22 protein-coding genes are annotated in these 17,048 nt (G+C 65.9%); 4 read left to right on the top strand and 18 right to left on the bottom strand.

Annotated elements, in window-relative coordinates; translation table 11 throughout:
• Positions 1 to 134: 134 nt before the first annotated feature.
• On the top strand, positions 135 to 1,037 hold the full coding sequence (gene ypfJ, locus WBV89_RS08865) for a KPN_02809 family neutral zinc metallopeptidase (RefSeq protein ID WP_423980973.1): 903 nt from the start codon (positions 135 to 137) through the stop codon (positions 1,035 to 1,037).
• Between the two features lie 10 nt (positions 1,038 to 1,047).
• On the opposite strand, the gene WBV89_RS08860 is transcribed toward ypfJ, so the two are convergent.
• Complete coding sequence (locus tag WBV89_RS08860; RefSeq protein ID WP_423980972.1) at positions 1,048 to 1,896, bottom strand: formate/nitrite transporter family protein; 849 nt, start codon at positions 1,894 to 1,896, stop codon at positions 1,048 to 1,050.
• Between the two features lie 31 nt (positions 1,897 to 1,927).
• Positions 1,928 to 2,320 (bottom strand): four-helix bundle copper-binding protein, encoded by a 393-nt coding sequence (locus WBV89_RS08855; protein WP_423980971.1) that lies wholly within the window; start codon positions 2,318 to 2,320, stop codon positions 1,928 to 1,930.
• A gap of 222 nt (positions 2,321 to 2,542) precedes the next feature.
• Between WBV89_RS08855 and WBV89_RS08850 the strand changes: the two genes are divergently transcribed.
• Positions 2,543 to 3,436 (top strand): DUF2231 domain-containing protein, encoded by an 894-nt coding sequence (locus WBV89_RS08850; RefSeq protein WP_423980970.1) that lies wholly within the window; start codon positions 2,543 to 2,545, stop codon positions 3,434 to 3,436.
• 52 nt (positions 3,437 to 3,488) lie between these two features.
• On the opposite strand, the gene WBV89_RS08845 is transcribed toward WBV89_RS08850, so the two are convergent.
• Together WBV89_RS08845 and WBV89_RS08840 are read right to left on the bottom strand one after the other, a co-directional pair.
• Positions 3,489 to 4,517: a DNA topoisomerase IB gene (locus WBV89_RS08845; RefSeq protein WP_423980969.1), complete on the bottom strand. Its 1,029-nt coding sequence runs from the start codon at positions 4,515 to 4,517 to the stop codon at positions 3,489 to 3,491.
• A gap of 16 nt (positions 4,518 to 4,533) precedes the next feature.
• Positions 4,534 to 4,683 (bottom strand): GPGG-motif small membrane protein, encoded by a 150-nt coding sequence (locus tag WBV89_RS08840; RefSeq protein ID WP_423980968.1) that lies wholly within the window; start codon positions 4,681 to 4,683, stop codon positions 4,534 to 4,536.
• 177 nt (positions 4,684 to 4,860) lie between these two features.
• On the opposite strand from WBV89_RS08840, the gene WBV89_RS08835 reads away from it, so the two are divergent.
• The gene (locus WBV89_RS08835; protein WP_423980967.1) at positions 4,861 to 5,040 is read left to right on the top strand and encodes a hypothetical protein; all 180 of its coding nucleotides are present in this window, start codon (positions 4,861 to 4,863) and stop codon (positions 5,038 to 5,040) included.
• A gap of 61 nt (positions 5,041 to 5,101) precedes the next feature.
• A complete protein-coding gene (locus WBV89_RS08830) occupies positions 5,102 to 6,196 on the top strand; it encodes a JmjC domain-containing protein (RefSeq protein WP_423980966.1) in 1,095 nt (364 codons plus the stop codon).
• Positions 6,197 to 6,206: 10 nt separating this feature from the next.
• On the opposite strand, the gene WBV89_RS08825 is transcribed toward WBV89_RS08830, so the two are convergent.
• The 14 genes from WBV89_RS08825 to WBV89_RS08760 all read right to left on the bottom strand — a co-directional run bounded on the left by WBV89_RS08825 (position 6,207) and on the right by WBV89_RS08760 (position 16,734).
• A complete protein-coding gene (locus WBV89_RS08825; protein WP_423980965.1) occupies positions 6,207 to 6,545 on the bottom strand; it encodes an STAS domain-containing protein in 339 nt (112 codons plus the stop codon).
• Positions 6,542 to 6,988 (bottom strand): ATP-binding protein, encoded by a 447-nt coding sequence (locus tag WBV89_RS08820; RefSeq protein ID WP_423980964.1) that lies wholly within the window; start codon positions 6,986 to 6,988, stop codon positions 6,542 to 6,544. The genes WBV89_RS08825 and WBV89_RS08820 overlap by 4 nt, the downstream gene beginning before the upstream one ends.
• Entirely contained in the window at positions 6,988 to 7,629 is a 642-nt protein-coding gene (locus WBV89_RS08815) for a sigma-70 family RNA polymerase sigma factor (protein ID WP_423980963.1), read from the bottom strand. Before WBV89_RS08815 ends, WBV89_RS08820 begins: the two co-directional genes overlap by 1 nt.
• A gap of 50 nt (positions 7,630 to 7,679) precedes the next feature.
• Positions 7,680 to 8,054: a hypothetical protein gene (locus WBV89_RS08810; protein WP_423980962.1), complete on the bottom strand. Its 375-nt coding sequence runs from the start codon at positions 8,052 to 8,054 to the stop codon at positions 7,680 to 7,682.
• Positions 8,051 to 9,148: a PP2C family protein-serine/threonine phosphatase gene (locus WBV89_RS08805; RefSeq protein WP_423980961.1), complete on the bottom strand. Its 1,098-nt coding sequence runs from the start codon at positions 9,146 to 9,148 to the stop codon at positions 8,051 to 8,053. The genes WBV89_RS08810 and WBV89_RS08805 overlap by 4 nt, the downstream gene beginning before the upstream one ends.
• Positions 9,149 to 9,237: 89 nt before the next feature.
• A complete protein-coding gene (locus WBV89_RS08800) occupies positions 9,238 to 9,576 on the bottom strand; it encodes an STAS domain-containing protein (protein WP_423980960.1) in 339 nt (112 codons plus the stop codon).
• A 125-nt stretch (positions 9,577 to 9,701) separates the two neighbouring features.
• Positions 9,702 to 10,304: an SAM-dependent methyltransferase gene (locus WBV89_RS08795; RefSeq protein ID WP_423980959.1), complete on the bottom strand. Its 603-nt coding sequence runs from the start codon at positions 10,302 to 10,304 to the stop codon at positions 9,702 to 9,704.
• Positions 10,301 to 11,236, bottom strand: coding sequence for a hypothetical protein (locus WBV89_RS08790; RefSeq protein WP_423980958.1), 936 nt, complete (start codon positions 11,234 to 11,236; stop codon positions 10,301 to 10,303). Before WBV89_RS08790 ends, WBV89_RS08795 begins: the two co-directional genes overlap by 4 nt.
• Positions 11,233 to 11,949, bottom strand: coding sequence for a PIG-L deacetylase family protein (locus WBV89_RS08785; RefSeq protein WP_423980957.1), 717 nt, complete (start codon positions 11,947 to 11,949; stop codon positions 11,233 to 11,235). The genes WBV89_RS08790 and WBV89_RS08785 overlap by 4 nt, the downstream gene beginning before the upstream one ends.
• 35 nt (positions 11,950 to 11,984) lie before the next feature.
• Positions 11,985 to 12,770 (bottom strand): glycosyltransferase, encoded by a 786-nt coding sequence (locus WBV89_RS08780; protein ID WP_423980956.1) that lies wholly within the window; start codon positions 12,768 to 12,770, stop codon positions 11,985 to 11,987.
• 88 nt (positions 12,771 to 12,858) lie between these two features.
• Positions 12,859 to 14,994 carry a catalase gene (locus WBV89_RS08775; RefSeq protein WP_423980955.1) on the bottom strand — a complete coding sequence of 712 codons (2,136 nt, stop codon included), beginning with the start codon at positions 14,992 to 14,994 and terminating at the stop codon, positions 12,859 to 12,861.
• A gap of 86 nt (positions 14,995 to 15,080) precedes the next feature.
• Positions 15,081 to 15,527 (bottom strand): hypothetical protein, encoded by a 447-nt coding sequence (locus WBV89_RS08770; RefSeq protein WP_423980954.1) that lies wholly within the window; start codon positions 15,525 to 15,527, stop codon positions 15,081 to 15,083.
• Between the two features lie 36 nt (positions 15,528 to 15,563).
• Positions 15,564 to 16,181: a histidine phosphatase family protein gene (locus tag WBV89_RS08765; RefSeq protein WP_423980953.1), complete on the bottom strand. Its 618-nt coding sequence runs from the start codon at positions 16,179 to 16,181 to the stop codon at positions 15,564 to 15,566.
• 106 nt (positions 16,182 to 16,287) lie between these two features.
• The gene (locus WBV89_RS08760; RefSeq protein ID WP_423980952.1) at positions 16,288 to 16,734 is read right to left on the bottom strand and encodes a ferritin-like domain-containing protein; all 447 of its coding nucleotides are present in this window, start codon (positions 16,732 to 16,734) and stop codon (positions 16,288 to 16,290) included.
• Positions 16,735 to 17,048: the final 314 nt, after the last annotated feature.

Raw genomic sequence — 17,048 nt, 5'->3', positions numbered from 1 at the left:
GTTCTGCCTGGTCCTGGCGGACAGCGACGACTGACGCCTCACAGACACGGCGACGACAGCCAACCCGGCCCCGTCCCAGGCCACCAAATTCATCGCCGGGGTTTCGCTCCGAAGCGGCTGGGTAGCTTTCCTCGATGACGAAGATCCGGTCAAGGAGCAGTGGTCGAGTACGCGATCGCCGCGGATCGGGTGGGGGGTACGCCGGCCGTACCGCGGGGTCGCCGTTCGGATCACGTGGTGGCCCCGGCAGGCTCCCGATCAAGGCGGGCGGTGGTGTCATCGGACTGCTGGTCGTGGTCGCGATCATCGTGCTGCCCAGGATCTTGGGCAGCGAATCGTCACCGATCGGGCCCGCGGCCCAGGTGGAGGACTCGGGCCCGGCCGCGTGCGAATCAGAGCTGGAGCAGATCGTGTGCGGGGCCGTCGACGACGTGTCGGTGTACTGGGAAGGGCAGTATCCGCTGTCCTTCCAGGGCACATTCCCCGGAACGGACACGGTCTTCTTCTCTGGCGCGACGTCCACCGGATGTGGACGGGCATCGGCCCAGACCGGCCCCTTCTATTGTCCAGCAGATCAGCTCGTGTACTTCGACCTCGAGTTCCTCGCACAGCTCCAGGAACGATTCGCGGCGACAGGCGACCTCGCCGCCCAGTACATCGTCGCTCACGAATACGGCCATCACGTTCAGAACGTGACGGGAATCGCCGATCGAGTCGGTGCCGCCCAGCGGTCACGGCCGTCGGCGACCAACGGACTCAGCGTCGCGCAGGAACTCCAAGCCGACTGTTTCGCTGGCACCTGGGCTCGATCGGTCGCCGACCGAGGTCTGCTCGAACGCCCCGAGGAGATCGGCGAAGCGCTCGGCGCTGCCGAAGCCGTCGGCGACGACCGGATCTTGGAATCGTCCGGCCAGGACGTCGACCCGGAGAGCTTCACCCACGGCTCGGCGGAACAGCGCCGGAGCTGGTTCGAGCAGGGTTTCGAAACCGGTGACCCCGAGGCATGCAGCACGTTCGACGGTTCGCTCGCCCCCTGAGGCTCACGCGTCAACCGTGCCGGTCTCCCTCGGTCACCGCCTGTTCGCTCGCGATCTCACGTCCGCCGACCTGGACGAGTCGCAATGTCGTCACGAGGCCGACACCACCGATCAGGTTGCCGAGCGCGGCGAACGACACGAATCCGAGCCAGTCGCCGTACCCGAACTCCGCCCCGCCGATCAGGGCGACGAACAGCTCGATCGATCCGACGATGGAGTGCGCGAGCGGGCCGGCAACCAGCACGAACGCCAGTGAATAGGCGGCAACCAACTTGGCCGGCATCGACTGCGTGCTGTGCAGCAGCCACGTCATGAGGGTGATCACCATGCCTCCGAGCAGTGCGCTGGCCGCGAAGGTAGTTCCGATTCCTGCATCGAGATAGTCGGCGGACGCCTCTGACGCCGTGACCGCGAGATCCGGCAGCGCGGTCACGATCAGACAGGCGACGATCCATCCCGCCACGATGTTCGCAACCAGGGTCACCACCCACAGTCGTGCCAACTGGCGCATTCGAACCCGGCGGGCGATGACGGCAGCAACCGGGACGAAGAAGTTCTCGGTGAACAGTTCGCTGTTGCCGAGCGTCAGCGCGATGAAGCCGACGGGAAATGCCAACGCACCGAGCAGGACACTCCCGGTTGCTTCGCGCACCACCAGCAGTGCAAGAACCCCGACGCCAACATCGAATCCGCCGACCGCACCGGTCGCGACGAGCGCGAGCCACCCGCGGGTGCAACGCTCCGTCCCCTCGTCGATCGCACGCTCGAATGCAGCGGGAACGTTCTCGACCGATGGATCCCGATCGATCTCCCGACGCTCGGACCTCGCCTCCGGTCGAATGCTCCTCGTCTCGCTCACGGTCGCTCGATGCGTGTCCCGGTTTCGGGTGTCAGCTCTGGGCCGCGGCGATGAGCTGCTGACAGGCCTGCTCGCACTCGCGGCATGCGGCGGCGCACTGCTGACAGCACCGATCGTCGTGCTGGCTGCACTCGTTCGCACACTGGGCGCACAGTGCGACGCACGCCATGACCACCTTCTGCCACGCGTCGCCACGGGGCGCCGGCCGAGCGAGCATCTTGGCGGTCATCGCGCACAGATCTGCACAATCCAGGCACGTGCGGATGCACGTCGCCATCGAATTGGCATCTCGGCCGAGGTCCGAATCGGCACACGCCGAGCACGCGAGTGAACACTCCATCGCCGCCTGAGCGGCGCGGTTCAGTTCGGCGAGGTCGAACGTGGTCTTGTCGGGGTGGTCGGCGAGGATGTCAGCGAGGCCCATGGGGGTTCCCTTCGTGCGGTCGTACTCGGTTCGGCTGATCGCAACGATGAGCCGTCGAAGTCGAGTCGTACCCGCATCGATCGGCGTCAAACCCGCACGAGCCTTCCTTCCCGCAACGGTCGACCACCGAAACGGCCCGATCCGTTACGTCGAACCGTGCGAATCCGACCGGTCGGAACCGGGTACCGAACGGTGACACCGTTCACCGCCCAGAGGAGAGTCATGAACCCCCTTCACCGATTCACGACGGCCATCGAGGCCGCGTCCCGACTCGATCGACTGTCGTCGAAGGTCAGATCGATCGCGGCTCCCCTCGGGCGGCCATCGCTCGTCCGCGATGGTCTCACCGGACGTTGGCTGGGTCACAGCGTCCATCCGATGCTGGTCGCCGTGCCGATCGGGTGTTGGGCCGGGGCTGCGCTCCTCGATGTATCCGGAGCGTCGGCCCCGGCCGCCCGACGCCTCATCGGCGCCGGCACCCTCGCAGCCATCCCGACAGCGGCAACCGGCGTCGCCGACTGGTTCGACACCTCGCAGGCCGAACAACGGGTCGGACTCGTCCATGCGTTGCTCAACGATGCCGCCATCGCCCTGTTCACGGCGTCCTGGGTCGCTCGTCGCACCACGAGACCGACCGCAGCGAAGGCCCTCTCGGGTGTTGGGCTGGCGATGGTCGGAGCAGCTGGCTACCTCGGCGGCCACCTCGCCTACTCACGTGGGGTCGGGGTGAACACCACCGCGTTCCAATCCGGACCGAGCGAGTGGACCAGGCTGATCGAGGAGTCGAGTCTGTCGACCGACGAACCGGTCCGGGCCACCCTCGACGGCCTCCAGTTCGTGGCGATCCTCCGCTCCGATCACGTCGACGTGCTCGAAGACCGGTGCACCCATCGTGGCGCGCCGTTGTCCGACGGAACTGTCGTCGACAACTGCGTCGAATGTCCGTGGCATGCGAGTCGCTTCGACACTGCCGATGGAGGAGTCGAGGCGGGTCCGGCGTCGGTGCCACAGCCTGCGTATCTGGCGCGCCTCGTCGACGGGTGGATCGAAGTGCGTCGCGACGAATCCGGCGGACTCCGCCAACACCCGACCGGATCCGCACACGGTTCGGGTTGACCCCGCTCGACCGGCGATCGGAGCCAGAGGATGGTTGTCGAATGACGGTTGCTCACCATCCCGACGGTCGAGGAGCGTCCATCAGGAGCTTGGCCAGCGCACTCTCCGAGCGCCCGAGCCACTTCGACGTGCGCGACGAACTCCACGCCTCAGCAATCGTCTCGTCGTCGGCCTCCACGATCAGTGGATGCACGTAGGAGCTGCGGGCGACCGCACGGGTGTTGCCGAGTTCGTCGGCGGCTTCGTCGATGGCCTCCAGAACGCGCGACCCGGTGGCACGGGCCTCGACCGCGATCGCGGAGCCACCCCAGGTGCGGAAGTCCCGTGCCGAGAACGCCGACCCCACCTGCTCGACGATGAAGTGGTTCACATCGGAGGCGGTGGCACGTCGGCGTTCGCCATCGGGTTCGATGTCGAACCAGAACAGCTCGTCGTCAGCATCCTCGGCCAGCTCCGAAAGGACCGCAACGAGATCCTCGTCCTCGATCACGACAGCGCGTTCCTTGCCACTCTTCGCGGTGTAGTTCAGCATCATCACGTCGTCATCGACGACGTGATCGACCGTGAGCGTCGTCGCCCCGTAATGACCGTTCGTCGCCGAGTCGTCGTTTCCGACGCGGAGAAGCGAACGATCGATCAGTGCGACCGCCGCCGCAACCGCGTGATCGCGTGATCCGAGGGGCTGGTCGAGCGCCCGCTGTGTCGCCTTGCGGATGACCACCACGGCGCGCGCGAAATAGTGGAGGCGCGCGAACTTGCGATCCTCACAGAAGGAGCGGAAACGGTCGTGGTATCGATACTGCTTCCGACCGGCATCGTCGGTCCCGGACGCCTGGAGGTATCCGAGGGGATCGGGCGAGATCCAGACGTCGTTCCACGCAGGCGGGATGGCGAGCGCCTCGATGCGTTCACGCTCGACGAGGTCGATGTCGTTCCCGGATGCGTCCTGATAGCTGAACCCGCTGCCCCGGCGTCGCCGAGCGATGCCGGGCTGATCGTCGGCGATGTCGACCAGCCCGGCAGCCGGCGCGAGCACTGCGGGATCTCTCTCGATCAACTCGTCCGGGACACGCACGACCATCTCGACTCCACCGCGTCTACCGTCGATTGAAGATGCTGTACCCGCCCGGACCCACGAGGCAGCCGAGGACGATCAGCACGATGCCCAGGATGATCTGGCCCTGGAAGATCTGGACGATTCCGACGACCACGAGGATCACGGCGATGAGCCAGAGGATGAATGCCATGGGAGAACTCTCCTTGAGGAGTGACACATCGAAAGCGGTGAACGATGGGCGTCGACACCAGTACCCCCGAGCGCGACATTCCATTCGGCACACTCCCGGCTGCTCCGCGACGTCAGCGCTCGACATTTCTCGACGGGAGCATGAATCGGTGTTCGCGGGTCGGGGTACTGCTGACCCATGAGCAACGACAAGGCATCCATCTCCAACGACGACATCTCCTCCGGACCGACCGAAGACGACGAGAACCTCGACGCCCCCGGCGAACACTCCAAGGACACCGGCGACGAGCCGACCGAGGACGACGAGAACCTCGACGCCCCCGGCGAGCACTCCAAGGACACCGGCGACGAGGCCTGACCTGAGCATCTCGGCTGATCGCAGGCCGCACGCCCCGTCGGACCCCGCGTCCGACGGGGCGTTGGCGCGCTGCGTCGGCGACGTCGACACGTTCGAGAGCGAATACTGGGGGCGGGCCCCACTCCACCGGCACGGCGCATCCGCCGATTCTTTTCGCGACATCCTCACGACCGGCGACCTCGATGCCTTTCTGTGCAGTGGGATCCGGCGTCCGGTGGTCCGTCTCGTCGAGAACGGATCGCCGGTGTCGGGCGATCGCTACACGAACCGGGCACGCATCGGAGGGAGGGACTTCCGTGATGTCGTGGACCCCGATCGTGTCGCCGAACTCTTCTCGGGCGGCGCCACGATCGTGGCTCAATCACTCCATCGCACGCATCACAAGGTTCTCTTCTTCGCCGAGCGACTCGGCGACGAGATCTCCCACCCGATCCAGGCCAACGCCTACCTCACGCCGCCCCATGCAACCGGTCTGGCCCCGCACACGGACGGACACGACGTCATCGTCGTCCAGCTCGCCGGTTCGAAGCGCTGGTCCGTCGAGTCGCTCGGAGAGTTCGAACTCGGCGCCGGCGACACCCTCTATGTTCCGGCGGGTACCGAGCACGTCGCTTCGTCGAACGACCAGACTTCGCTGCACCTGACACTCGGAATCCTGCGGGTCACGTATCGATCCGTTCTCGAACGAATCCTCCGTGACGGTCCGGCTCGACTCGACGATCCACTTCCGCTCAGATTCCGGACCGCCGACGACGACATGCACGCCGAACTCGGGCCGATGATCGACGAGGTCCGGCGTCATCTCGCGTCGATCGATGTCGCCGAAGTCGCTCGATCCGAACGGACTCGGCGCACGAGGCGGCCACCGCGACCAGGGGCGCTGAATGCTGCCGTCGGACTCGCGAACCTCACACTGCAGGCCTGCGTCATCCGGACCGTCGACTGGACGGCGATCCGTCGAGCCGACTCCGTCATCCGGATCGAACGCGACGGACACTGGATGAACGTCCCATCGGTGTGTGCCCGTGCGATCGCACAGTTGCGGCGCGCTGATCACGTCCTGATCGATGACCTCGTCGGTCTCGACGACTCCAGCAAGCTGATCCTCGCTCGACGGCTGATCACTGCAGGATTCTGCCGCGCGACCGACGAATGATCGGGCCTCGCTATTCCTCGACGACACCGAGGAAGTCGTACAGGCCACCGACCTTCATCACCATCACCTGGAACGGTTCCGAGACCACCACCCGTAACTGACAACCGATGCGATCCAGTGAGTGGCGCAATCTGATCAGGCTGCCGAGCGCCGCCGAGTCGATGATCGTGGTCCGAGTGAGATCGACGGTGAGCCGAACGAGTTCCTGCGACAGCGCTTCACCGGCGCGATCGAAACGCGCGATCTGGACGCGGTCGAACTCCCCGATGACCCGGATCTCGGCCTCGGGCACGTCGAGGTCGCCGCGCACGGAGATCTCGAGATCGAGGCGTCCCGGTCGATTGCTCATCGGACGATCCCGAACCCGGCGAACGGCAGCGTGACGACGGTTCCGGTGCGCGACGACTCGAATGCAATCGCAGGAACGAGCGCCCGCGCGAGGAGGAGACCCCGCCCACGTTGGTCGGGTTCGCCGCCATCGATCGGGATGGGTGGAACAGATCGCAGAGCCGTCGAGAACCCCTCTCCCGAGTCGATCACACGGACCAACTCATCGGAACCGAAACGCACCTCGAGCACGATCGGCCGGTCCACCCCGAGCCGCGCGTGCTCGTCGACTGCGTTCGCGACGATCTCGGTCAAGGCGACCAGGAACGTGCTCTCCGCGTCCGAGTCACGGAAGGTGACGACCCGCCGCACCGTGGAACGGCTGATGGAGATGGACACGAGGGCGGGTGGCATCTCGAGTCGGAAACCGCCTCTCACCGACACCTCGGCGACATCGCTGCTCATCATTCCTCCTGCTCGTCGAGTTCGTTGCGAAGCCTGTCGATCGCGGACGACAGGCGACGATGGACCTGAGGCTGCGAGATTCCGATCAGACGGCCGATCTCGGATTGGGTCATGCCATCCCGATAGCGGTACTCGATCAATCGTCGTTCCTCGTCATCGAGTCTCGACATGGCGTGGGAGAGAAGTGCCGCGTCCATCGAGTCCCCAGGTGCCGCGAGATCGATCCCAGCATGCTCGACGGAGGAGGAGAAGCGCGACTCGCGCACGCGGACCGCCTCCATCACCCGCTCCCGCTCGAAGCCGGTTTCGTCGGCGACCTCGCCGACCGACGGCGAGCGTCTCAGCCGTGCCGTCAACCGCTCGGATGCCGAAGCGACCGTGATCGAATCCTCCTGCAGCGAGCGCGGCACCCGCACTCCCCAACCGTTCGATCGAAGATGCTTCTTGAGTTCACCGTTGATCGTGACCACGGCGAACCGCACGAAGACTCCGCGTTCGGGGTCATAGCGTCGGCACGCGAACAAGAGCCCGAGTCGTGCAACCTGCCGAAGATCCTCGTCCACTCCCGCTCCGAAGCTGTATCGACGCGCCAGCCTGTCTGCGAGATCGACGTGCCGATGGAAGAGTTCATCGGCCTCCACGTCGGACAGTGTTCCGCTCCTCGAACCGGTCACGGTCACACCGGCCCGCGTCATCCCAGCCGCGCAGCGAGGCGGACGCTCGCGGGGTCCTTGGAGATGGTCACATCGAAGAACGACTCGACGATCTCGCTGACGTCGCCAAGCGATGCACCGTCGTCGGCCAGCCCGGCTCCGGTCTCGAGACGGAGTTCGATGACGAGCAGATTGCCACGCGAGGTGACCACCGCCGCCTGCACGCCACGGTGATGCAGCGCGTCGATGCAGTCCTCGAGCGGGATGTCCAACGACTCGAGGGCGGCCAGATCGACGTCTCCGTCGGCGCACAACTGATCGACGACAGCCAAGAGGACGCGGAAGATCATCGAGCTGTCGCACCCGTCGAAATCGCAACGCACGTCCTCCATCACGTCCATCGTGTCGCTCACCGATCACTCGTGACGCGGCGGATGACGACTGCGGTGATGTCGTCGGACACACGCTCGTCCTGGATGAAGCCGATGACGTCGTCCACGACGCCGTGAGCCGTGCGCAGCGGACTCGTCGACCAACGGTCCTCGAGCGCCTCGTGGAGACGATCCGATCCGAACTCCGAACCGTCGGACGAGCGGGCGTTCGCCGGCCCGTCGGAGAACATCGCGATTCCATCGCCCGGTTCGAGTGCCCGACCCGCCTGTACGCCGTACGCGTGATCGGCGATCACTCCGAGCGGGAGCTCGGCCGTCAGGTCGAGACAACGCGCCTCTCCGCCTTCGACCGCCCACGCGGGCTCATGACCGGCGTTCACGAACTCGATGCCGCTCGCATCGATCCGCACGGCCAGTCCGGTGACGAAGCAGTCCCCTGCGAACTCCTCGAACAGCACGGCGCTCGCCGCGTTCATCTGTGCTGCGAGACCTCCACCGGAGCGACGCGTGTTCCGAATCGCCGACAGCGCCAGCACGCTCGCCATCGTCGCTGCAACCCCGTGTCCCATGCCGTCGAGCGAATACGCGAAGAGGGCGCCGTCGGTTGTTGCATAGTCGAAGGCATCTCCTGCGACCTCGTAGGCCGGCTCGAGCACGCTTCCGATTGCGTACTGGCCGAGGAGGTCCGCACGGTTCGGTAGCGACGCCCACTGCATCTCGGCCGCAACGCTCATCGAGCTCCGCCGTCGCACGCGCTCGAGATCCTCGAAGCGGGCACGGTGTGCGTTGGTGATCGGTCCCAGCAACTGCACGACCTCGTCCGACGGCAAGTTTGCGGGAGATGCGCGCACGACGAGCACCGGGTGTTCTCGATCCGAGATCGGAATCCAGTGCAGATCGTCCTCGACGAACGGGCGGTTCTCAAGCATTGCGGCGCGCATCGCGCCGTCCAGGGGGAACGACGTGGTGGCGCCCGGCGTCGATCGCACCTCCACCATCCGATCGAATGCATGGTCGATCGCGAACAACGCTGCATCCTCGCCGAACGTCTCGGTCAACGCGTCGAGGACGCCGGCGAAATCGCGAGCGGACGCCACACTGGTCAGGTCGACCATCGGCATCATCGTAGCTGCCGAGCGTCGCGGAGGATCATGATCGGTGAGTACCCGATCGGCGCGGTCGCATTCGCTCACGGATCGATCCGTCAGCCGACCGGCTCGTGCACGATCTGCAGGTAGCCGTCGAGATTGGCGACCTCGAAGACCCGGCGTTGGAAATTGCGGCCCGTGACGAACTCGACGCTCACCCCGCGCTCGGTTGCGACCTGATGGAGTCTGGCGGCACAGCCGAGAGCAGCGGAGTCGATCATCGTCGTCGCGGTCAGATCGATCACCACTCGATCACCGCCGGTGAGGATCGCTCGCACGGTCTCGAACAGGAGCGGAACGCTGTCGCGGATCAGATCGCCCGTCACCGTGCACCGAACGCGACCGCGCGCGAACTCGAATGACACCTGGAGTGCGTCGTTGCTGCGTGATGACACGGAGCATGGGTACCCCCGTTCGGGAGATCGAAACCACCAGACGAACTGTGCAACCTCAGCCGCGACTCGATCTTTCGAGCCGGACGGGGCGGGACGAACGAGGAGTCCGACCGACGAGTTCCGCGTCAGGTCGTTCGCGTCCACACGCGTGCGTCGAACGACTCGTCGACGCATCGTGTGCGGAGCTCGAGCCAGGGCACTCCATCGAGCCAGGTGCCGATCGATCGACCCGACCGGGGGTAGTCGGTCTCGCCCGTGAAGTGCACGGCGATCAGGTCGCCGCCCGGCTCGAGCCAGCGATCCAGCCCATCGAGCGCGGCTCGGGCGCCGTCGTCGCCGAGGTAGTAGGCGACCTCCGACCACACGACCAGATCTCCCCCGCCATCGGGCCAGAACCGAGGGAACACCTCCTGGCGGACCTCGACGTTCGACCGATCGGACAGACGTCGTCGCGCTCTCTCGACGGACGACTCGTGGAAATCGAACGCGATCAGCTCGTCGCAGCGAGCGGCCAGCAGCTCGGTCAACGAGCCGATCGAGCAACCGGGTTCGAGCGCGCGTCGGTATCGATGTCGCGGGAGCAGGGCAAGTGTGAGCGCATATTTGCGGCGTTCATACCACGCTGAGTCGAAGCCCCACGGGTCGTCGTCCTCGGCGTACATCGCATCGAAGTAGCCGAGTGGAACACCGGAGGCTTCATCGTGGGGCGCCATGTCGGAGTCGGTCACGGGCTCGACGAGCCGGTTACAGCGCCGAGCTCGCGCTCGCCGTGATGCTGACGGAGGTACAGGTGCGTATCGGAGAATCGGGTCGCCAACGCGGCATCGGTGGTGAACGGACGGGGTCCGAATGCCCGACCGAAGCGGTCGAGCACATCGGCGCACATCCGCTCGGTGAGATGGCGCAGCGAGCGAGCACGCCGCTCGGCCTCGACCCGGTCGTCGGGTGCCGCGTCGATCTGTCGAGCTGCGCTGTCGAAGAGCGCTTCGAGGCCCCACGCCGCTGCCCTCAGTGCACCGAGTTGCGCCTGTCGATGCGGATCGGAACCACCCGAGCGATCGCCAGCCTCGATGATCCCGAGCGTCGCTCCCGCCCAACAGGCCGCGGGTCCACACGCTCCGTGCCAGAACCCGACGCGATCGAGATACCAGTTCGGCGGGCCGACCATCCGGTCCGGATCGATCGGGTGACGGTCGTAGCGCACCACACCCGTGGCGGTGTCGGAGAGCGCACCTGTCGCCCATCCACTCGTGTCGAGTTCGATCCCGACGTCCGGACCGGCATCGACGTCGACGAGACGTTGGCGGCCGTCGTGATCGATCACCGTGACGAGTGCCCGGTCGACGATTCCGAGGCCGCTGCAGAACAGCTTCGTTCCCGAGATCGACGACGCCTCGAGTCGGGGATCTTCGGGACCGGACGATGCCCACACCCCGTACAGGGATCCCCCGTCCGGCTTCCGACCGGCTTCATGCAGGATCGACGTCGCGTCGCAGTGAGCCTCCGCGAGCCGCGCCACGCCCACCGGCAAGGTCCGTGCGATCTCGATGAGGGCTCGATGGCGTGCCGCGGTCGAACCACTCGCGGGGTCCGGCAGGTCGAGACGACCCGACACGAGCAGGTCTCGCAGGCAATCCGTCGTGCTTCCGATCGTGTTCACGGTCGCACCTCGGCGACGGCTGGACCGCACGATTCCACGAAGTATTCGTGTGTCCACATCGCCGGCTCCACCCATTGCTCGTCGAGGACGGGCGCCCGATCACCCTGACCATCGAACTGGCTGGCGTGTTCGCGCATTGCACGCTGTTTCGTCCGGCGGTCGTCGGCGTCGAGTTCGAACGACAGGAGTCGCCCGGCGTCGATCTCGTCGGGTCGACGGTGATGCCACGTCCAGAACAGCGAGAAGATCAGCGTCACCGGCACCTGTGCAGCCGCCTCGAGCGCGGCGCGCCCGCAGGCCTCGTGATCGGGGTGGACATCGTGGTTCCATGTCGCAACGAGCAGGTCGCCCGGCCGCAGCACGTCGATGATTCGGTCGCTCAGGTCGGACTCGTCCTCATCGACGTGGCTGTCGGGGAACCCGAGCCGCCGGATCGATCCATCTGCGACACCGAGCACGTCGAGGGCCGAACGTTGCTCACCTCTGCGGGTGGCCGCGAGGGACGCGTCTCCGGCGGGGTCGTAGCTCGCCTCGCCGTCGGTCACCGCGACGATGACCACCTCCACTCCGACGTTCCGTTGATGTACGACGAGACCGCCCGCCGACAGCGTCTCGTCGTCGGGGTGCGGAGCCACCACGACCGTCCGCCGAGCAGGTGGGGACCAGGTCCGCGCCGATGCGAGAACCGAATCCCATCGGTCGCGCACAGCCATGCCACCCTGCTCCATTCGTCGACGAGCTGCGACCGTCATGCCACGGTCTGCCTGAGATCCTCGAGCTCTCGATCGAGCGCGGCGAGATTGGCGGCGAACCCGGCCGGAGCACGCCCCACCAGCCGAGCGCTGGTGGTCACGGTGAGAGCTGTGGATGCCGTCACCGGTCCGACGCGCCGGAGCCGATTCCACAGGTCGTGATCCTCACCGGTTGCGAGTGGATTCCATCCTCCCGCCGCGCGGAATGCATCGGCACGACAACCCATGTTGGCACCGTGCACGTGGGGATGGGTTCCGTCCGGACGTCGGAGGTAGGTCCGATCGAACAATTCGACGAGGTCGGTTCGACACAACGCAAGCTCACGCAGTTCCACCACCCCCGCTGCACCGATTGCGCCCGAGCGTGCGATGTCGAGGTGAGTCGTCAACCAGTCCGGTGGAACGACGGTGTCGCCGTCGGTGTTGGCGATCCACACCCGTCGGGGTTCGACGCCGAGATCCAGCAGTGCGCACTCCACGCCGAGGTGTCGTGCCGTTCCGACGATGCCGGCATTCGACTCGAGCACGACGTCACCGTCACCGCCGGCCAGCGCCGCCAGAGCACGGCTCACCGTGCGATCGGTACAGCGGTCCGCCACGACGGTCACGCTGCAGCTCACCTCTGCGGGAAGCCGCCGGCGGGCGGCTGCGACGCTCTGCAGGCACTCGACGATCGAGTCCTCCTCGTCGCACGCAGGTATCACGACGACGACGTGAGCGATGTCGACGGACGGGTCCTGGGATGTCTGGGGGGACGGTGCGCTCGAGAGCGTTTGGATCATGACCACACGTACCCCGAATCGACGACAGATATCCCTGCGATCTGCGAACACGTCAGAGCTCGGGATCGCGGTCGGCGGTGCCGGCGCATCAGGTCTGGTCGACCGCCGGCTGGCGCTCCCAGTGCCGAACCTGCCGGCAGGCGCGGACGAACGTCGCCGCCGCGCTCTTCGTTCCGAGATCGTGATAGCCGTCGTCGAAGTCGGTGACTCCGACCGCATCGAACAACGGCGTCGAACTGCCCGTGTACGCGACGAACTTGCAGTGGGCGTGGGCGTCGGAGACGAAATCCTTGGCCACCGCGTCGAGCGCCAGCCGTTCGGCCTGCTCGTCGTTCAACACGACCGCAATCGCATCAAAAACCACCGACGGTCCACCGTCGATCTTCTCGGCGATCTCGAGTTCGGAGCCGGCACTGTCCATCACACCGTGCTTCTTCGGTGCCACGAGCGCCATGAGCGCCCCCTCGTTCTTCGCAGCCTTGCGCAATGCTGCCAACACCTTCGGATCGGTTCCCTCAGCGACGAGGACACCGATCTTGCGGCCGGCAAACGACTCCAGCGGATCGGCGAGCATCGAGAGCGCAGGCGACGGTTCGAGATCGGTACGCGTCGGGCGCGCCGCGTCGGCAGCGTCCGGGAGAGCGAGTCCGAGGCCGTCGGCGACCCGCTGCGCGAGGTCGTCCGACACGTTGCGCAATCCCGCGAGCATGCGCTCCTGGACCGCAACCGTTTCGACCTTCGAGAGTTCGAACACGAAGGCGTCGACGATGTGGTTCCGCTCGACGTCGGTCTGGCTGTCGTAGAACTGTCGGGCCTGGCTGTAGTGGTCGGCGAACGATTCGGCGCGCACGCGGCGCTTGTCGCCGGACTCCGCCGCGGCGAACGATCGGTAGCCGCGCTCCGGGTCTTCCCGAGGGCCACCCTCGCTGCCCCACGAGTTCGGTTCGTAGTTCGCCCGGCCGAACTCGGGCGCCTGCGTGGACATGTGGCCGTCCTGTTGGAAGTGCATGACCGGACAGCGCGGCGCGTTCACCGGGATGTGCGTGAAGTTGGGCGAACCGAGCCGCTTCAGCTGGGTGTCGAGATACGAAAAGTTGCGGCCCTGCAGGAGCGGATCGTTGGTGAAGTCGATTCCGGGCACGACGTTCGCGGTGCAGAACGCAACCTGTTCGGTCTCGGTGAAGAAGTTGTCGACATTCTGATTCAAGGTCATCTTCCCGATCGGGGTGACCGGAATCTGCTCCTCGGGAATCAGCTTGCTCGAGTCGAGCACGTCGAAGTCGAACGAATCGGCGAAGTCGTCATCGAACATCTGGACGCCGAGTTCCCATTCCGGGAAGTCTCCCGAGTCGATCGAGTTCCACAGATCGCGCCGATGGAAGTCCGGGTCGGCCCCGTTGATCTTCACGGCTTCGTTCCACGTCACCGACTGCACGCCGCCCATCGGCTTCCAGTGGAACTTCACATAGGTCGATGCGCCACCTTCGTCGACCAGTCGGAACGTGTGCACACCGAAGCCCTCCATGAACCGGAACGACCGCGGGATCGCCCGATCGGACATGATCCACATCAACATGTGCGTCGATTCGGGCATCAGCGAGACGAAGTCCCAGAAGTTGTCGTGCGCCGTCTGCGCCTGCGGGAAACCACAGTGCGGCTCGGGTTTTGCGGCGTGGACGAGGTCGGGGAACTTCATCGCGTCCTGGATGAAGAACACCGGAATGTTGTTCCCGACCAGATCCCAGTTCCCGGCATCGGTGTAGAACTTGACGGCGAACCCGCGCACGTCTCGCGCCAGGTCCGCCGAGCCCTTGTTGCCCGCAACCGTCGAGAACCTCACGAACACGTCGGTCTTCTTGCCGGTGGCGGCGAACAGGCTCGCCATCGTGATGTCGGTGAGTGCGTCATAGCACTCGAAGGTCCCCTTCGCTCCGTAGCCCCGAGCGTGGACGACACGTTCAGGGATCCGCTCGTGATCGAAATGGAAGAGCTTCTCGCGGAGCACGAAGTCCTCGAGCAACTGAGGGCCCCGATCCCCGACCGTGAGGGTGTTCTGGTCGTCGGAGATCACCACTCCCTGCTGCGTGGTCAGCGACGACCCGTCGCCTCCATCGGCGACGGTCTGATGGGTCTCGCCGCCCGACGGGGACGGGTTGCTGTGCTTCTGCGCCGTCTTCTTCGACGCTGCGGGACGCTTCTTCTTGGGCGTGGGCTTCGGTGCCATGGGAACTCCTGGGGTGAGACGTTGTGCCACGAAGTACCCCGGACGTGGAGCCGTCATTCACGGCACGTCGTGTTCGCGACCGGGCGTCATCCGTGCTGGTCGTCGTACTGCGCTCGAGCGTCGGCGTCGTCGAACCCCAGCACGCACCAGTACGAATCGTGGCCTGCTCGGCGGAGTCCTTCGATGCGATGGTTCCCATCCTCCAGCACCAGATGGTCGCCTTGCCACGTCACGACGAAGGGCGGTGGTGACCAGCCCTCGTCGACCGATTCCTGCATGTCCTCGACGGTCTCGAGGTCGTCGTCGCCGAGTCGTTCCAGCGTCGGCTGGTCCGGTGGCCCTGCGAGTCGGTGGAGTCGGTCGAACTCGAGTCGGAGGGGGCCGAACCACTCGGCGTACTCGCCGCTCAGTTGCTCGCCGAGTTCGGCGTTGTCGCTGCCGTCACTCGCGAGGAAGCGGGCCACCCAGGTGGACAGGTCGCCGACCTCGGCTGCGGTTCGGGCACTCTCGACGGTGAACTCGGAATCGGACATGATCGATCGATACCCCGCTGCCCGCCGATCCATACCTCACTCGAGGTGGCGAGCATCGTTGTACGCGCGCAGCGTCCATTGCCGCGTCAGCTCGTCGAACTCCCACTCGGTCAGCCCGGTGTGGGTCGGTACCAGTCGAGCGATGTGCTCACCGTTCGGGACGCCAAGCCGGACGCGCAACGAGGCTGCGATCACCCCCGCGTGGCACACCGCCATCACCGTCTGCGCGGGATGGTCGGAGGCGAGGCGATGCATCGTGTCGTCGACCCGCTCGTGGAAGCTGTTCCAGCTGTCGCCACCGGGCGCAAACGGGCGGTCGGGCTCGTCGATCATGTCGAACGATCCGAAGCGCGTCGGGTAGTCGACCCAATCGACTCCGTCGGCTTCACCGGTGTGGACTTCACACAGCGCGCAGTCGCGAGGAACGTTCGCGTGACCGATCGCCGGGGCGATGATCTCGGCGGTCTCGATCGCTCGCGGAATCTCGCTGGTGACCAGCTCATCGACGTCGACCCGACCGGTGGCCAACAGATCCTTCAGAGCGTGGGCCTGAGAACGACCGAGGTCGGTCAAACCACGGCAACCCGTCGGCCCGCCGATCGGCCCGTGGAAACCGGCGAACGCGTCGCCGTGCCGAACGAAGAACAGTCTCATCGCGTGCGAGGGTACGACCGATCCGCCATGCTCGAGGGCCCGGAACGCCCAGTGTCGACCCACCCGACGGGTGAGCCGACACCGAGCGACCGGCAGATCGGCCGGATCAGCTGGCGGCGTCCAGCTGAGTCTTGACCTCGTCGCGCGCCCGGGTGATGTCGGCCAGTTGAGCGCTCACCGTGGTGCGCAGATCGGCCGAGATGTCGGCGTCCAGCGCCTTCTCGTACTTCTCGACTGCGTGATCCTCGCCCTGGACCGCAGCACTGAGGACGCCGTCCGGGTCCGACCCCGAGATCGCGTCCTTCAACGTCATCCAACCGCGGTGCACCGCGGCAGCAACCGAACCGTCCTCGTCGATGTCATCGCCGTAGGCGGCAGCCATCGTCTCGAGTTGGCTCGAGAACTGCTGGCGCTCCTGCGCGTGGCGTTCGAAGATGGCTGCGAGGTCGGGTCGGTCGAGTGCCTTGAGCTTGTCGGCGCCCTCGGCGAATCCCTTGCGGCCGTCTTCGAGAACTTCGATCAGATCCTTGGTCGTCTTGGCATCTTGAGACATGAGTGCATTGCTCCTTGTGTGGGGGTGGGGTGGGGGTGTGATTCAGGCCAACGGACCGGGTTCGGGCGTCTGCGGATCCGGATCCGGCACCGTCGGTGGCACGGGCGGCACGTGATTCGGATCGGGGTCGGGAATGGTCGGCGTGTGGGTGGGGTCCGGCTCCGGAATGATCGGTTGGGGCGAGTTCGGAACATCGGACATGTCCCGGACGTACCCAGGCGTGAGCGTCGGTATTCGTTGCCACTCCGAATTCATGGCGACAGCGATCGGAGGGATTGAACGCCAGGAGTTCGGGTATCGACCCCTCATGGCAG

The organism is Ilumatobacter sp. (assembly GCF_049588435.1).
GTDB lineage: Bacteria > Actinomycetota > Acidimicrobiia > Acidimicrobiales > Ilumatobacteraceae > Ilumatobacter_A.
This window is presented reverse-complemented; position numbering and strand designations above follow the sequence as displayed.

Excerpts from the sequence above, each read along its gene's own strand:
- ypfJ (WP_423980973.1), top strand. The coding sequence starts at position 135 with ATGACGAAGATCCGGTCAAGGAGCAGTGGTCGAGTACGCGATCGCCGC.
- WBV89_RS08855 (WP_423980971.1), bottom strand. The coding sequence starts at position 2,320 with ATGGGCCTCGCTGACATCCTCGCCGACCACCCCGACAAGACCACGTTC.
- WBV89_RS08850 (WP_423980970.1), top strand. The coding sequence starts at position 2,543 with ATGAACCCCCTTCACCGATTCACGACGGCCATCGAGGCCGCGTCCCGA.
- WBV89_RS08845 (WP_423980969.1), bottom strand. The coding sequence starts at position 4,517 with ATGGTCGTGCGTGTCCCGGACGAGTTGATCGAGAGAGATCCCGCAGTG.
- WBV89_RS08840 (WP_423980968.1), bottom strand. The coding sequence starts at position 4,683 with ATGGCATTCATCCTCTGGCTCATCGCCGTGATCCTCGTGGTCGTCGGA.
- WBV89_RS08835 (WP_423980967.1), top strand. The coding sequence starts at position 4,861 with ATGAGCAACGACAAGGCATCCATCTCCAACGACGACATCTCCTCCGGA.
- WBV89_RS08825 (WP_423980965.1), bottom strand. The coding sequence starts at position 6,545 with ATGAGCAATCGACCGGGACGCCTCGATCTCGAGATCTCCGTGCGCGGC.
- WBV89_RS08820 (WP_423980964.1), bottom strand. The coding sequence starts at position 6,988 with ATGAGCAGCGATGTCGCCGAGGTGTCGGTGAGAGGCGGTTTCCGACTC.
- WBV89_RS08805 (WP_423980961.1), bottom strand. The coding sequence starts at position 9,148 with ATGGTCGACCTGACCAGTGTGGCGTCCGCTCGCGATTTCGCCGGCGTC.
- WBV89_RS08785 (WP_423980957.1), bottom strand. The coding sequence starts at position 11,949 with ATGGCTGTGCGCGACCGATGGGATTCGGTTCTCGCATCGGCGCGGACC.
- WBV89_RS08780 (WP_423980956.1), bottom strand. The coding sequence starts at position 12,770 with ATGATCCAAACGCTCTCGAGCGCACCGTCCCCCCAGACATCCCAGGAC.
- WBV89_RS08775 (WP_423980955.1), bottom strand. The coding sequence starts at position 14,994 with ATGGCACCGAAGCCCACGCCCAAGAAGAAGCGTCCCGCAGCGTCGAAG.
- WBV89_RS08770 (WP_423980954.1), bottom strand. The coding sequence starts at position 15,527 with ATGTCCGATTCCGAGTTCACCGTCGAGAGTGCCCGAACCGCAGCCGAG.
- WBV89_RS08765 (WP_423980953.1), bottom strand. The coding sequence starts at position 16,181 with ATGAGACTGTTCTTCGTTCGGCACGGCGACGCGTTCGCCGGTTTCCAC.
- WBV89_RS08760 (WP_423980952.1), bottom strand. The coding sequence starts at position 16,734 with ATGTCTCAAGATGCCAAGACGACCAAGGATCTGATCGAAGTTCTCGAA.